The 15,146-nt window shown below is 54.9% G+C and carries 9 protein-coding genes; 4 read left to right on the forward strand and 5 right to left on the reverse strand.

Going from position 1 to position 15,146, the window contains the following annotated elements; translation table 11 throughout:
• Nucleotides 1-70 precede the first annotated feature (70 nt).
• The 3 genes from NQH49_RS21005 to NQH49_RS21015 form a co-directional block, all read right to left on the reverse strand.
• Nucleotides 71-781 carry an SDR family oxidoreductase gene (locus NQH49_RS21005; RefSeq protein WP_256698685.1) on the reverse strand — a complete coding sequence of 237 codons (711 nt, stop codon included), beginning with the start codon at nucleotides 779-781 and terminating at the stop codon, nucleotides 71-73.
• Nucleotides 782-930: 149 nt separating this feature from the next.
• A complete protein-coding gene (locus tag NQH49_RS21010; protein WP_256698686.1) occupies nucleotides 931-2,301 on the reverse strand; it encodes an amidohydrolase in 1,371 nt (456 codons plus the stop codon).
• A gap of 106 nt (nucleotides 2,302-2,407) precedes the next feature.
• Nucleotides 2,408-11,005 (reverse strand): glycoside hydrolase family 94 protein, encoded by an 8,598-nt coding sequence (locus NQH49_RS21015; RefSeq protein ID WP_256698687.1) that lies wholly within the window; start codon nucleotides 11,003-11,005, stop codon nucleotides 2,408-2,410.
• A 270-nt stretch (nucleotides 11,006-11,275) separates the two neighbouring features.
• On the opposite strand from NQH49_RS21015, the gene NQH49_RS21020 reads away from it, so the two are divergent.
• Both NQH49_RS21020 and NQH49_RS21025 read left to right on the forward strand, forming a co-directional pair.
• The gene (locus NQH49_RS21020; protein WP_008102026.1) at nucleotides 11,276-11,437 is read left to right on the forward strand and encodes a YnfU family zinc-binding protein; all 162 of its coding nucleotides are present in this window, start codon (nucleotides 11,276-11,278) and stop codon (nucleotides 11,435-11,437) included.
• A 4-nt stretch (nucleotides 11,438-11,441) separates the two neighbouring features.
• Nucleotides 11,442-11,687 carry a hypothetical protein gene (locus tag NQH49_RS21025; RefSeq protein ID WP_256698688.1) on the forward strand — a complete coding sequence of 82 codons (246 nt, stop codon included), beginning with the start codon at nucleotides 11,442-11,444 and terminating at the stop codon, nucleotides 11,685-11,687.
• A gap of 16 nt (nucleotides 11,688-11,703) precedes the next feature.
• Here NQH49_RS21025 and NQH49_RS21030 read toward each other — a convergent pair whose 3' ends face one another.
• The gene (locus tag NQH49_RS21030) at nucleotides 11,704-11,976 is read right to left on the reverse strand and encodes a hypothetical protein (protein ID WP_256698689.1); all 273 of its coding nucleotides are present in this window, start codon (nucleotides 11,974-11,976) and stop codon (nucleotides 11,704-11,706) included.
• A 195-nt stretch (nucleotides 11,977-12,171) separates the two neighbouring features.
• Here NQH49_RS21030 and NQH49_RS21035 point away from each other — a divergent pair, with 195 nt between their 5' ends.
• Nucleotides 12,172-12,648 carry a YciE/YciF ferroxidase family protein gene (locus tag NQH49_RS21035; protein ID WP_061719259.1) on the forward strand — a complete coding sequence of 159 codons (477 nt, stop codon included), beginning with the start codon at nucleotides 12,172-12,174 and terminating at the stop codon, nucleotides 12,646-12,648.
• Between the two features lie 152 nt (nucleotides 12,649-12,800).
• Entirely contained in the window at nucleotides 12,801-14,189 is a 1,389-nt protein-coding gene (gene clcA / locus NQH49_RS21040) for a H(+)/Cl(-) exchange transporter ClcA (protein ID WP_256698690.1), read from the forward strand.
• A gap of 27 nt (nucleotides 14,190-14,216) precedes the next feature.
• Here clcA and ampR read toward each other — a convergent pair whose 3' ends face one another.
• Nucleotides 14,217-15,095: a LysR family transcriptional regulator AmpR gene (gene ampR, locus NQH49_RS21045; RefSeq protein WP_256698691.1), complete on the reverse strand. Its 879-nt coding sequence runs from the start codon at nucleotides 15,093-15,095 to the stop codon at nucleotides 14,217-14,219.
• Between the last annotated feature and the right edge of the window lie 51 nt (nucleotides 15,096-15,146).

Consider the following 15,146-nt stretch of genomic DNA (forward strand, 5'->3'; position numbering starts at 1 on the left):
GCTAAAAAATTTGAAAAGCGAAATAGGCCGCCGGATGGCAGCCTCGAATTGCGGGCTATTTGCTAAGGAATCAACGTTTTGCTTTATCCCTCCGTGGTCTGATTACAATATCGGCGATTTGCGTGTCTTCCGGGCTGTCAACGATAAAGCGTACGGCGCGTGCCACTGAAGTCGCGTCGAGATACTCCTGCGGATTGATCGGCGCATGGTTGCCCGCGCGGGCACGCGAGGCTTGGTTCATCGGCGTATCGGTTGGGCCAGGCGCGACTGTCGCGACCCGCACGCCATGTTCGCTCTCTTCGCTACGCAGCGCATGCGCCAGCGCGGTGAGAGCAAATTTCGAGGAGGAGTAAATGACGTGTCCTGCTAACGCCAGCGTTCCCGAACCGGAATTGATAAATACCACTTTGCCCTGCGAGGCGCGCAGGGCGGGCAAGGTTAAGCGCGTGAGTTCTGCCGGCGCAATGACATTAATATTCAGGTGCTGTTGCCACAGTTCTGGCGTGGCGGAGAAGGTGGTGCTGAGTATCGAGATCGCCGCTGAATGCACCAGCGCGTCAATCCGTTCCAGCGTGGCGATGAACGCGGCCACGGCGGCAAAATCTGTGATATCCAGCGCAACCGGAATGACATTGGTGACCTGTTCCAACGCCTGCAAAGTTTGCTGATTGCGACCAATGGCGTAAACCTGATGATCGGCCGCCAATAACTTCACGGTTTCCAGGCCAATGCCGCTGTTGCCGCCGGTGACAATCGCCACCGGTAATGCTGATGCTGTCATAGGTTCCTCTCCTGTTGATGATTTCAAGCTAAGGAAAAGGACAGCCGCAGGCAAATGCCTAAACTGACTATGTTTACCTGGTGCGCATGAATGCGCACACGTTGTAGGGGTGCCATTCATGGCGACCCTCCTCGGTATTTGCAGGGTGTCTACATCTTCGCCAATCCACCAAACGTCTGCTTACCGTTATAGAACGTCGCCATTACCGGCGCGATTTGCGCAACGGCTTCCGCAGAGCAACTTGCGTTAACCAGCATCATGGTGGCGCGATCCTGCGCTTTTGGCCATTGCTGTTCGCCGTGGCTATTCAGCGGCAACACTTCGTTAGTCGCGATACCTAACGCGCGGCTGAGCGAATACTCATCCGGCCCACGATAGAGTTGCGAATAGACGTTGGCTTTTTCCAGCATGCTGCCGCTACCAAACGGCTGCCAGTGATCGGCTATGGTGTCAGTGCCCGACCACACCGGCACGCCCGCGGCGCGCAGCTGCGGCAACGGCATGATCACCCGGCCAATCGGCACGGTAGTAGCGATGCTGAACTGCTGCTCTTTCAGTTCCTCAATCATTGCCGCCAATTCGTTACCCTGTAACGTACCCAGCGCAAAAGCGTGGCTGATGGTCACTTTGCCTTTCAGCTGCGGATTATCGCGCACCGTTTTCAGCATGTAGCGAATCGCTGCTACGCCGTGCGGCTCGGTTTCATGTAAGTGAATATCGATCGGTGCGGCGAAATCGAGCGCGATGCTGAACATGGTATCCAGCGACTTCTCCATCGCGCCGTCGACGTTGGTCGGGTCCAGCCCGCCGACATAGTTCGCGCCCATCTTCATCGCTTCGCGCATCATGCCTTCGACGTTTGAGCGCAGTAATCCGTGCTGCGGGAAGGCGACAATCTCCGCGTGAAAATCGTCGCGATGGTTGGCAATCGCCTGCTGAAGATGTTCCAGACCTTGTAACTTGCTGACCGGATCGATGTTGCAATGGCTGCGTGCGGAACTGCTGCCTTTGGATTGCAGCAGGCCAATCAGTTTCTCGGCACGGATTTCTGAAGTCGGCACCAGTTCGGGCAGGATCTGCTCTTCCTGATGAATCATATCGATCACGCTATGACGCGGCAGCGGGGCACGCCAGCCTTCGCCGTAGAAGGTTTTATCGAGATGGATGTGCATATCGCGCGTGGCGGGCAGCAGCAGATAACCGGCGGCGTCCCATGCGGGCAGATTAAGTTTAACGCCTGGAGGATGCACTGCGGCGATGTTGCCGGCATTCACCTCGACATCATACAAACCGGTGCGCGTGGCGGTAATCACGTCCTGTTTGCGGATAAAAGCTTCTTCCAGTCGCACGTTACGCAGCAGATAGTGCGTGGCATCCACGCGGCTGGCATTGGCGGGTTGGCAGGTTGCCGCCGCCTGAGCGCTGCGGCTCATGCCCGCGCTGAGTAAGGTGCCTGCGGCGGTGAGTTTCATGCCGGCGCAAAGAAAATCCCGGCGATTGCCGGGTGATAAGAGGCTCATGAGTCATTCTCCTTGTAGGGGAGAATTACCCTAAAATAGACGCTGGCAGGGCGCTTTGATATTTCCCACTGCTGGCTATGGTGAAAACTAATGACCGCAGTGATTGCTACTCCGCGAGATGAATTCGTACCTGATGAATCCCAGCTTCACCGCTGAGCGTGATGGCATCATCCGCACTTAGCTCATCATCCAGCCACAGCTGATAACCTTCGGACGTACGTAGCATCTCAATTTCATAGCGCGCGTCACCTTCATGATAAATCACCTTCGCGCCCGGCCACGCCTGAGGCAGACGTGGACGCAGTTGCAATTTATCGCCGTGGCGCGTGATGCCGAGCAGGGTCTCGATAATCAGCTGATAGGTCCAGCCCGCCGAGCCGGTGTACCACGTCCAGCCGCCGCGACCTTGGTGATTATCGGCGCTGTAGACATCCGCCGCCATCACATAAGGTTCGACTTTGTAGGTTGCAACAGCATGCGCATCAAGGCTGTGATTGATCGGATTGATCAGCGCCAGCAATTCCCAGGCGCGATCAACCTGGCCCATTTCGGCGAATGCCATAATCGCCCACAGCGCGCCATGCGTGTATTGCCCGCCATTTTCGCGGATGCCGGGCAGGTAACCACGAATGTATCCCGGATTGGGACCGATGCCATTAAACGGCGGCATCAGCAGCTTGATCAGCCCGTTATCGCTATCAACTAACTGCTGATCGAGCGCCTGCATCGCCGAGACGCATTTATCGTGATCGCCTGCAGCAGAAAGCACCGACCAGCTCTGCGCGATAGCATCAATGCGGCATTCGGCGTTGCGCTGTGAACCGAGAGTTTCACCGTTATCGAAGTAGCCGCGCAGGAACCATTCACCATCCCAGGCGCGCTGATTCAGTGCCGTTTTCAGCTTTGCAGCCTGCTGTTCGCACAACGTAGCGGCTTCCGCTTGCCCGATACGTGTGGAGAGCGCGGCAAAGCGCGTGAGCACGCTGTAGAGGAAAAAGCCCAGCCAGACGCTCTCGCCTTTACCGGCAATGCCGACTTCGCTCATGCCGTCATTCCAGTCGCCAGAACCCATCAGCGGCAAACCATGCTCGCCAAATCTCAGGCCATGCTGGATGGCGCGCAAGCCATGCTGCCACAGGTTTTCCTGCAGCTGACTGACGTTGGGCAGGCTGTAAACCGACTCTTCTTCGGCCGCAAGCAGCGGCGCTTCAAGATAGCTAACTGGCTGTTCTAACAGCGCGATATCCTCGGTGGCGGTGATGTAATGGCAAAGGGCAAAGGGCAGCCAGAGATAATCATCCGAGCAGCGGGTGCGCACGCCGCGTCCGGCGGGTGGATGCCACCAATGCTGCACATCGCCTTCGAGGAACTGACGGGACGCGCACAGCACCAGCTGATCGCGCAGCAGGTGTGGCGCGGCGTGGGTCAGCGATAGCGTGTCCTGCAACTGATCGCGGAAACCAAACGCGCCGCCCGACTGATAATAACCGCTGCGCGCCAGCAAACGGCTGGCCAGCGTTTGGTACAGCAGCCAGTTGTTCGCCAGCAGGTTCACCGCTGCATCCGGTGTTTGCACCTCGACTTTGTCTAACAGACCGCGCCATTGCTGCTGCACTTTTGCCAGTTCGGTTTCCGCCTGTTCGGAGGGGAGAAATTGCTGCATCAGCGTCAGCGCCGATGTGGTATCTTCCGCCGCGCCTAATACGAACACCAAGGTGCGCGTGTCGCCATCAATTAAGCTGGTCAGCGTTTGCAAGGTGGCGCAGGGATCGAACCCCGCGCCGGTGTTGCCCGATAAGCCACGCGCTTGCATCATCGCGGGCTTACGCGTTGAACCATTGCGGCCCAGACACTCAAGGCGATTACCGCTGAAAGCAATCTGATTGCCTGATGCGGCGAAGAATGCGGTGCGCGTCGATCCGGCGCTGGTATACGGATTCATCGCCAGAATGGCGCTGCCATCGGCCACGATCGCCGATGAGGTTTGCACGTGGCGGGCAGATTGGCTCATCAGCTCACCCAGCACCCATTCGACGTAGCCGGTGATCGACAGATGTCGCGTTTTGCCCGACAGATTGCTGAGTTGGATTAGCGTGATTTTCGCCGCCTGCTCGGCTGCGACAAAGGTGGTGAGCGTGCTGCGAATGCCTTGCTCCTGATGCACAAAGCAGCTGTAGCCCATACCGTGCTGCGTCAGATAATCACCGTTGCCACGCATTGGCAGCGGCATCGGCGACCAGACATCGCCGCTCTCCTCATCGCGCAGATAAAAGGCTTCGCCCGACGTATCGCTAACCGGATCGTTGTGCCACGGCGTCAGGCGGTATTCGTGCGCATTTTCAAACCAGGTGTAGGCCTGACCACTTTCCGAGATCACGCTGCCAAACTGTTTATTTGCCAGCACGTTGCACCAGGGCGCGGGCGTCTGAAGATGTGGGGACAGCAGAATGTGGTATTCAGTGCCATCGGCGCTGTAGCCGCCGGTGCCATTGAACAGCTGCAAGGTTTCCGCTGCGGCGAGGCGAGCGGGCGTAGGTAAGGCCTGTTTATGCGGCAGGAAGCGGGAAGGCGGCGCAACCGGCTGCGGTTTTAACAGCACCGTCAGCTGATCGGCCAAACTGCCATTACGGCCTTCCAGCACCACGGCTGCCACGCTGAGTAACAGCGTGACGTCCTCGGCGGCAAAGTGATCGCTTTGGCGCAGGAAGATGCCGCCCGGCTTGTCGGCCAGCAGCTGAGTTTCGCCGGATGAAATCATCTTGAGCAGTTGATTCTGCAATAGCTGCTGATAACCGCCTTGCTCGCCGTTAAGGATCACCAAATCCGCCGTCAATCCTTTCTGACGCCAGTATTGATGTGCCTTGATCAGATTGCTCACCAGGCTAAGCTGGGTTCCGTTTTCGATGCGTACCAGCACGATAGGCAGATCGCCTGAAATGGAGTAGCGCCATAGCGAGGTTTGCCCGAGACGATTCTGCTGCATACGCTGGCTGTCGCCGCGCATTTCAGGGCTGGCAAAAATCACCGCGCTGGCGAGCTGGTTATACAAACTGGCATCTTCGGCGAGGATATTCAGCTGTCGCAGCGCCACCTGACTGTGCGACGCCGTCATTTCAAATACCCGATTGGCATAGACATTGTTGCGATACTTCTCAATCAATCCAAGGCAGGCGTCACGCTGCGTAGTGACGCCGTACACCAGATCGAGGGTGATGGATTTACCCGGGTTGAGCGCGATTTTCTGGCGGATCGACATCAGCGGATCGAGCACCGCACCGGCGCTGCCGCTGAGTATGCCTTCCGCTGTAATGGCTTGTGGATCGGCGCGGGTCCTGCCGCGACCAATAAACTGCGCGCGGTCGGTTTCATAATGCGTATCGCGCTCGCTGGTGCCGTGAATCAGCAGCGCGTGGAACATCCACACCGGTTCGGTTTTCTCATCACGCGGGCGGCGATGCGCCAGAATGGCTTCCAGCTCGGTAACAATTTCGGTTTGCACAAACAGATTGCTGAACGCCGGATGCGCCATATCGCTGGCAGCGGAGGCGAGCACCACTTCCGCATAGCTGGTGATATCCATCTCACGCAGCTGGCGTGAATGGTTGGTGAGGACGATGCGGCGAATCTCCACATCATCTTCTGGCGACACCACCACCTGCATGTGGGTGCTGAGGGTTTCAGCGCGCGACTCAAACTCCGCGCCAGCATCGGTGAAGCGCGCAATGTGTTGTGGCCGCGTATCGCCGCTCGGCTGGAACGTCGGGCTGATCAATTCGCCGGATTGACGATCGCGGATATAGCAGAAGATGCCGTGCTGATTGCTGGTGCCATCGGCGCGCCAGCGGGTTAACGCCAATCCTTTCCACTGGCTGTAACCGGTGCCGGATTGCGTCACCATCACATGATAGTTGGCATTCGACAGCAGCTGCAGCTGTGGCAAGTGAGCCGCCGAACCGCTGTATTCGCGCAGTTCATGCGTGTCCGAACGTGGCTTGATCTCGCGGGTATCAACGAACTGACGACGCGGCGTATACAGCTCAATGTCGTCCGGCATGCGCTCCTGTAGCAGTAAATAAGAAGACTGGAAGCGTGCGCTGGACATAAACCGCGCCACCATCGGCGCTTCATGCAGCAGATGCGAAATCGCCAGAAAACCCATTCCCTGGTGATGCGCCATGTAAGTTTTCACTGCGACAAATTGCTGACCGCGCGCCAGCCGATGCGCGGTGAAATCAAGCGCTTCGTAGAAACCGTATTTCCCGCAGGCACCCATTTTCTTCAGCTTCATCAGGTTATCGGTAGCCTGATGCGGCAGCACCAACAACGCGAGCAGCGAGGCGTAGGGCGCGACCACATGATCATCGTTGAGGCCACGCTTCAGCCCTAACTCGGGCGTACCGAAGGCTTTGTATTGATAGTTTTGGCTATCATCGAAAGCGGCATACGCCGATTCGGAAACGCCCCACGGAATCTGCGCGGCGTCGCCTGAAGCGATCTGCTGCTTCACCGCTGAGAGCGCCATTTTCTCCAGCAGCGTATCCGGATAAACCGGCATCACCAGATGCGGCATCAGATACTCAAACATTGAGCCGCTCCACGACATCACTGCAGGTTTGTTATCCAGCTGGGTAAACAGGCGTCCCAGTACGAACCAGCTTTTTACCGGTAGCTGATTGGCGGAGATGGCGTAATAGTGCGTCAGGCGCACTTCGGAGGGGAAGAGATCGTAATGGCCTTTGTCGAGTAGGCCGCTATCGAGGTTGTAACCGACGCTGAGCAGCGCGTTTTTTTCAACATAGAGAAAACGGAAGTCCATTTTAGCGTGATCTTCCAGACGTCCTTCCAGCTCCAGCAAGGTCGCCATGCGTTCTCGCGCGGCCCACATCACGGAAGCGGCGAGCTGGGCATTAAGGCCGGGGCGATGAAGCTTTAATTCACTCAGCCACAGCAACGAGGGCAAAGCGTCCGGCAGCACATCATCCGGCCCGATCCAGCTGAAATAACGCATCCACTCTTGCTGGAAATCGCTGAGCTGATGGATAAAGCGTTCAAACCATTTCACCTGCGACGGCGGCAGTTTGAGCTGCGCCAGCAGAATCTCACTCAGCGCGATCAGCGATGAAAGATGATTAGCAATTGCGGCGGGTGCGGCCTGCTGTAGCGCAGCAAACTGCCCGGCTAACTCATCCCAACGATCGTTACGCTCCGTGCCCATTTGCGCTTTGGCCAGCATCAAGGTGTCATTCAGACCAGCCATGATCACCGGTAAAGCGATTACTGGCAGATGCTTCCACTGCACAAGGCCCGCTTGCAAAGTGGCGAGGTGCGCAGCGAGGTTGCCGCTATCGACAGTAGAAACGTAGCGTGGATTTAAAGGTTTTAGCGTGTAAGTGTCGTACCAGTTATAGAGATGACCACGAAAATGTTCCATGCGATCAAGGCTATCCAGCGTGGCGAGCGAACGGCTAATTACCTGCTTCTGCGTGATGTAGCCGAAATCCCACGCGGTTAAATTAGCCAGCAGCGACAGGCCGATATTGGTCGGAGAAGTACGGTGCGCCACCACCGGCTGCAACACTTCCTGGAAGTTATCCGGCGGCAAGTGGTTATGTTCGGCGATGACAAAATCTTCAAACCATGCCCAGGTATGGCGCGCGGTCTGGCGCAAAAACTGCTGCTGCTCGACGGAGAGCTTTTTCTGCCGCGCATGGGCAGGTTTACTCAACTGCCATAACAGCCACGGCGTGAGCAGCCACAGCAAGGAAAGCGGCAGCGCTAACGCGATCAGTTGTGGATTGATCAGCACGGTTAAAAGTGACAGTGCAACGCCTGCCGCCGGATTAAACCACATCGCCTGATAAAAATGGTGCAGTGACGGCGTGGGCGAGGAACTGCCCGCCGACGCGCTTTTCCATTCATGGAGAAACTGCCCGCTGACGTTCAATCGCCACAGCGTGACGATGATCGCTTTAAGCGACCAGTAGCTTTCATGTGGCAACGCTGCCAGCGTCAGTCCCGCACGTCCCAGACGCATTAACGCATCCGAGTACAAGATAGTGAGATGATGTTGCCAGGCGCGCTTCTTGCTTTTGCGCATACCTTCCATGCTCAGTGCGAGCACGCTCGGCAGCAGCAGGAACAAGGCAATGCAGCCGAGCCAAAACGGCGGATTCGCTACCCAAGTGAAAGCCAGAAACATCAGCAGTAGCAAGGCAGGAGCCACCAGACTGCGACGCAGGTTATCGAACAATTTCCAGCGCGAAAGCGCGCTCAGCGGATTGGCCTGATAGCCGCCATCCTCCAGACGTACACGCAGTTTTAACCAGTTCAGCAGCTGCCAGTCACCGCGCACCCAGCGGAAACGCCGCGCGACATCGCTGAGATAGTTATCCGGATAGTGTTCATACAGCACCACATTGCTGACCACGCCGGAACGCGCGTAACAGCCCTCCAGCAGATCGTGACTCAGCACCAGATTTTCCGGGCAGGTATTGCGCGTCGCGCGGGTGAAAGCCGCCACATCGTAAATGCCTTTGCCGACAAACGAACCTTCGCCAAATAGATCCTGATAGATATCGGAAGACATCGATGAATAGGCATCGTTGCCCGGCACGCTGCTGGAGAGCCGCGCGTAGCGGCCTTGTCCTAAGGGCGGGATCTCTTCGGCCAGACGCGGCTGCAGAATGGCGTAACCTTCCACCACGCGGTTGAGGCGATCATCAAATACCGGCGCATTGAGGGGATGCGCCATGATACCAATCAGCTTGTGTGCGGTTTCGCGCGGCAGAATGGTGTCGGCATCAAGGGTGATGACGTATTTCACCGTGCGCATCTGCGCCTGGCTGGCACCTACGATCACGTTAAACATCTCCGCTTCACCTTGCAGCCAGCGATTGAGCGCATGCAGTTTGCCGCGCTTGCGCTCATAACCCATCCAAACGCCCTGTGAAGGATTGTGAACCCGGTTGCGATGCAGCAGCGAAAACAGCACATCGTGGTGCGACTTGCTGCTGTAACGGCGGTTGAGCGCCTGAATTTTCAGTACTGCGTAACCGATGATTTCATCATCATCAACCTGATGTTCATCCACGCTGTCGGTGAAGTCGGCCAGCAGCGCAAAAGTGATGTTGTCGAGCGCGTTGCCGAGATAGCTGGTTTCCAGCGAGCGCAGCAGCGTGTCGGTGCCCTGTTTGCTGCTGATTAAGCAAGGGATCACCACCAAGGTGCGATCGCTATCCGGCACCGCCAGCTCGTAATCGAGTCGTGGAAGGGGAACCGGATGGCGGGTGCGGGTTGTCACTTCGCTGAGCAGTTGTAAGGCGAGCTGGCTGCTGATAATGATCACCGCCGGTACCAGCAACAGCCACAACACCACCGACATACCGGCCTGATGGGTGAAAAACAGCGCTTCGGCGCTAAAGGCGGTGGTCAATAAGGTGAGGCTGCCAAGCCAGGAGAGCAGCGGCGTTTGGCTGAGATGATGACGCGCCTGATTGAGCCAGGAACGGCGCGGCTTTAACTGTTGCTCAAGCTGCGCGCGTCCTTTATCCAGCAGAAAGTAACCAATATGCTGCTGGCGCGACGGCAATTTGGGCTGACGACTCAGCGCCAGCACCTGATTGGCCACGCTAAGCTCGTCGAATTCGCTCTGACGCGCCAGCTCTTCCACCACGTGTCGGTACTGATCGCGGCTGTCAAAATGCATCTGCGGATAAATGCCGGCAGGATCCTTGAGCAGTAGTTGCTCAACCAGACTCAGCGATTCCACCAAATCCTGCCAGTTGATTTCACCGAGCTGGCGCAATCCGGCAATGCTATTGCTGACCGAAAGCTGGCTCAATGCCAGTTGACGGTTAAATTGTTCAATCACATCCGCGGTATTACGCCCGGTGTTCAGCAGATGTTGCTCCACCCACGTCAGCGCTAGCGAGTGATTCTGACCATTCAGCTTGCGCGCCAGTTCGGCGACAAACGCGCCAGAAAGCTGGCTGTTTTTGTGTGCCATATCGGCAATCACCTGAATCACCCGCGTGGCGTCTTTGGCGGAGTGATGAACGATCTCATTAATCCACGCTTCGGCCTGGCTGCGCTCCTGATGGATCTCGGCGACGCCTTGCGCAATACGCGCGAGGTTATCGAGCAGCGCAAAACGCAGCATGGCGGGAAGCGCCCAAAGTTCTCCCATCAGCAGCGGCGTAATCCTCTGATAAGCATGAATAAAAGTCGCCAGCACCGTCGATTCTAAGCGGCCGTCGCTGTGACTGATCATCTCATCAGCAATCGCCTGAATACGTAACGCGTGGGTGGGCTCTTCAAGCGCGGGTAAACCCTGACCAAATTTGGTCGGCAACAGATGGCGTACCATGCGAATTTGTTCTTCGATGATATAAAAATTATCTAACAGCCACTCGCCAGCCGGCGTCAGATTACGCTTATCACCGGTACTTAATATTTCTGCACTTTTTATCAGCGCCTGTTCGTTTTCACTTAGTCGCTGCAATAACTTATAGTTTTTTTTGGCGTCAGAAAGATGATGCGTTTTTGCCAGTCGCTCGCCATATATTGCCATTTGCTGTTCGGAAAAAACGTCTGGCCGGTTCGCCTGATAGATGCCGCTGTCAGGCAATAATTCAAGACTGGCGCGTGCGGTTGCTGGAAGCGCACTACTGCCGATGATTGATCCGGTGGGAATTTTATTTTTCATAATGGCGTCGCAAAAAATCCAATGGATTATAAAAGTCAGCACTATCAACAGGAAGATTGACGGTATAAGAGTGGGCGAGGAAACTGTTCTGTCTTTATTGAGTATAGCGTTGAATTTATTTGACGGTTGGCTTTATATAATTAAAGTAAATTTAAAATATTTAAATGAGTGTAATGATGGGGTTGAAGATCATTAACAATGTTGTCAAGTGTTAGTTGCAGTGAAAAAAGTGAGGTGTGTTAGAATAAGTTAACTGAAAAAGGAAAAATCATGAGCTGGTTAAATCAATTTTTAGAAGGTTTATCGCGCCGGGAAATAAAAACGCAGTGTCCAGTGTGTAAAAAATTCTGCCCGCAATCTTCCTTAAAACAAGCGCGCGGGCAGGCTATGTTGTGCCCGCACTGTAAATCACTGTTTATTGCTGAGGTATAGACACATGCGCCATATTCTTGAATGGATTGATTTAAATGAACAAGCGCCGGGCTACAAGCAGGAGTGCATCGTGCAATTTGATAATGGCGAAGTGCAGGGCGGCTGGCTTTACGGCGGGCAGTCGCGCAGCGGTGAGCATATTTTTCTTGAGTCACACGCAGAATATGAAACCAGCATGGGGGTTGATTTCTGGATGTCATTGCCACCCGCGCAACCGAACCATCTTGCCACTGTTCACTCTATAATATGAAAATGAAAAATAAATATTACCGCTCATATTCGATAAATGACCGCTGCGCTTCAGCCCGATCGACAAACTGAAACCCCAGTGGATGTATTAATTTTTCATCACAATACCAGCGATCATTTATGCGTTTAAAAATGTCACCCTGATGAAAGGGTTGATCTTTATCCAGGCGCATAACGGCATATTTGCCGTTATTGAAGACGACTTCGTAAAGAGAAATTAAACCGAGCGGGAGTAAAGTACGTTCGTGAATAATTTCACCGCTGAGTTCGGGTTGTCTTGGTTTTTTCATGATTATGTCTCCGATTAACCTGCTTTAATTCTGGCAATGAATTAAACAATGCGTGGTGTTTATTTTTAAGGCTTCGCTTGTGAATTGTGTAATGTCCGCCAGGATTAAGTCAGTCTTATGTGTCGGCGCAATTTATTATTCCTTCTCGCCCACGTTTTACCTACCTGACATCCTACTTTATCAAAAGGCAATATTATGACGATTAAAACACTGCACGATCTGTTTGTGCATGATCTCTCTGATATTTACAGCGCAGAAAAACAGATCACTAAAGCGTTACCAAAAATGATTCGTGCAGCCACCGATCCTAATCTGGTCGCAGCCTTTAAACAGCATCTGGAAGAGACACGCGGACAAATTGAACGTATCGATCAACTGGTTGAACTCACTGAAGGTGTGCAGATCAAACGGATGAAGTGTCATGCGCTGGAAGGATTGGCTGAAGAAGCGCAGGAGATCATCGATGAAGTGGAGAAAGGGCCGGTTTGCGATGCCGGACTGATCGGTGCTGCGCAGAAGGTTGAACACTATGAGATCGCCACCTACGGTACTTTGCGCGCGTTAGCCTTAAAACTGGATTATCAGGATGCCGCGAAGTTGTTGGGTGAAACGCTGGAAGAAGAAAAAGCCACCGACGAAAAACTGACGCTGATTGCTGAAGAGCAGGACTAATCCACCGTGGAGGAGGCTAATGCAGCCAGCCTCTTCCAACCTGAAAAATCCGCTTGCGAATTCCTGGGTTAAAAATCACTTCATTCTCAGTATGCTAATGCCTCTTTTCTCAAACTCACGTTTGAACACGGTTATGAAAACAGAGGATTTGCATGCCTGCCAACGGTCACTCCGCAGAGCCCAACACGACCTTACGTGCTGGGCGCTTCTTACTGATGCAGAAACTACTACGCCGCGACAAAACGCCCGTCGCGCTGTTGCTGCTGGCCGCGCTGGTCGGTGTGTTAACCGGTTTAGTTGGCGTGGCCTTTGATAAAGCCGTCAATTTTGTGGTGCATATGCGCTTAAGCTGGCTTGAGGGTGCGGGTGACAATCTGCTGGTGAAAATCGCCGGCGCGTTTATGCTCTCTGCGCTATTAGGCGCTGTCGGCTACTTGCTGGTGCGACGTTTCGCGCCGGAAGCGGGCGGATCGGGCATTCCCGAAATTGAAGGCGCGCTGGAGGAACTTCGTCCGGTGCGCTGGTGGCGCGTGCTGCCGGTGAAATTTATCGGCGGCATGGGTGCGTTAGGATCAGGCATGGTGCTGGGTCGCGAAGGACCGACCGTGCAACTGGGCGGCAATATCGGCGGCATGTGTGTTGATCTGTTCCGCGTAAAATCTTCTGAGTCTCGCCACACGTTGCTGGCAACCGGCGCTGCAGCTGGTTTGTCGGCCGCTTTCAACGCGCCGCTGGCCGGCATCCTGTTTATTATCGAAGAGATGCGTCCGCAGTTTCGCTACAGCCTGATTTCCATCAAAGCGGTGTTTGTTGGCGTTATCGTTTCCAGCATTGTTTTCCGCGTGTGTAATGGCAACGAAGCAATCATTAATATTGGTCAGCTGCAGGATGCGCCAACCAATACGCTGTGGCTTTATTTAGTGTTGGGCGTGTTATTTGGTGGCTGCGGCGTGGCGTTTAACCGCTTCATTTTCCTCGCGCAGGATCAGTTTCAGCGTTTGCATAAAGGCCGCGTTGCACCCTGGGTGCTGTGGGGAAGTTTGCTGGCGGGGATGTGTGGCGTGATTGGCCTGTTTCTGCCACAAGCGATCAACGGCGGGATTTCCCTGATTCCTGATTTCTCCAGCGGAGCTTACAGCGCGCTGGCGCTCTTTGCCATTTTCGCACTGCGCACGTTGATAACTATTTGCTGTTTTTCCTCCGGCGCGCCGGGCGGTATTTTTGCCCCGATGCTGACGTTGGGCACGCTGTTAGGTACCTGCTTCGGCCAACTCTGCATGCAGTGGTTGCCGGGTTTGCATCTGGAGCCAGCAACCTTTGCCGTGGCTGGTATGGGCGCGCTGTTTGCGGCCTCGGTGCGTGCGCCGCTGACCGGCATTGTGCTGGTGCTGGAGATGACCAACAATTATCAGCTGATTTTGCCGATGATCATTACCTGTCTCGGCGCGACGCTGGCCGCGCAATTCTTCGGCGGCAAACCGCTGTACTCCTCAATTCTTGCGCGCACACTGGCGAAAGCGAAACAGATAAATGTGCAGTAGGTGAATCGGTCGCCATGAATGGCGACCCTACGACGTCTGATGCGCATTCATCAACCAATCTGAAAACGCCGTCATTGCGGTGCTTTCAGGTCGCGACTGCAAACGCGTTAACCAGTAGCCGCCGAGATCGATTTCTGCGGCGAAAGGGCGCACCAGCCTCTCGCTTTGCAGCAGGTGATTGAAAATTTTCACCGGTGCCAGCGCAATCCCCGCGCCCAGTAATGCCGCTTCGATCATCGTTAGGGATGAGTCAAAAATCATCACCGGATGCGCAGGTGATGGCGCATGTTCATTAATGCTGTGCAGCCATTGGCTCCACTCATCACGGCGGAACGATCGCAATAGGGTGAATTTGTGCACGTCTGCAGGCTGCTGCAACTGCCGGGCAATGGCGGGATTACACAGCGGCGATAACGGGGCTGAACAAATAAACTGCGCTTCGGTGCCGTGCCAGGCGCCGCTGCCAAAGCGAATGGTGTAATCATGGCCCTCGGCGGCTGGATCGACGCGATTGTTGTGGGTGGAGAGTTGCAGCTCTATGTGCGGATAGCGGCGGTTAAAATCTTCTAAAAGCGGCAACAGCAAACCGGTAGCAAAGCTTCCTACCGCGCCGACCTTTAATTTCTCGCGCATCTGACCCGATGAGAAGCGATCCAGCGTATCGGCAATGCGATCGAATGAATCGTTTAATACCGGCAACAGGCTTTCGCCTTCGGTGGTCAACATCAATCCGCGCGATACCCGCACAAACAGCTGGCAGCCGAGCTGCTGCTCCAGCGATTTCACCTGCTGACTTACGGCTGCATGGGTTACGTGCAGCTCAATAGCAGCGTTAGTAAAACTTAGATGACGTGCGGCGGCTTCAAAGGCTCTGAGCGCGTTAAGTGGAATATAAGGGCGAGTCATGCGGTGACCTGTAAGAATTTCTATTGTCTGACGCTAAAATTAACAGTTTGT

The organism is Pantoea trifolii (assembly GCF_024506435.1).
GTDB lineage: Bacteria > Pseudomonadota > Gammaproteobacteria > Enterobacterales > Enterobacteriaceae > Pantoea > Pantoea trifolii.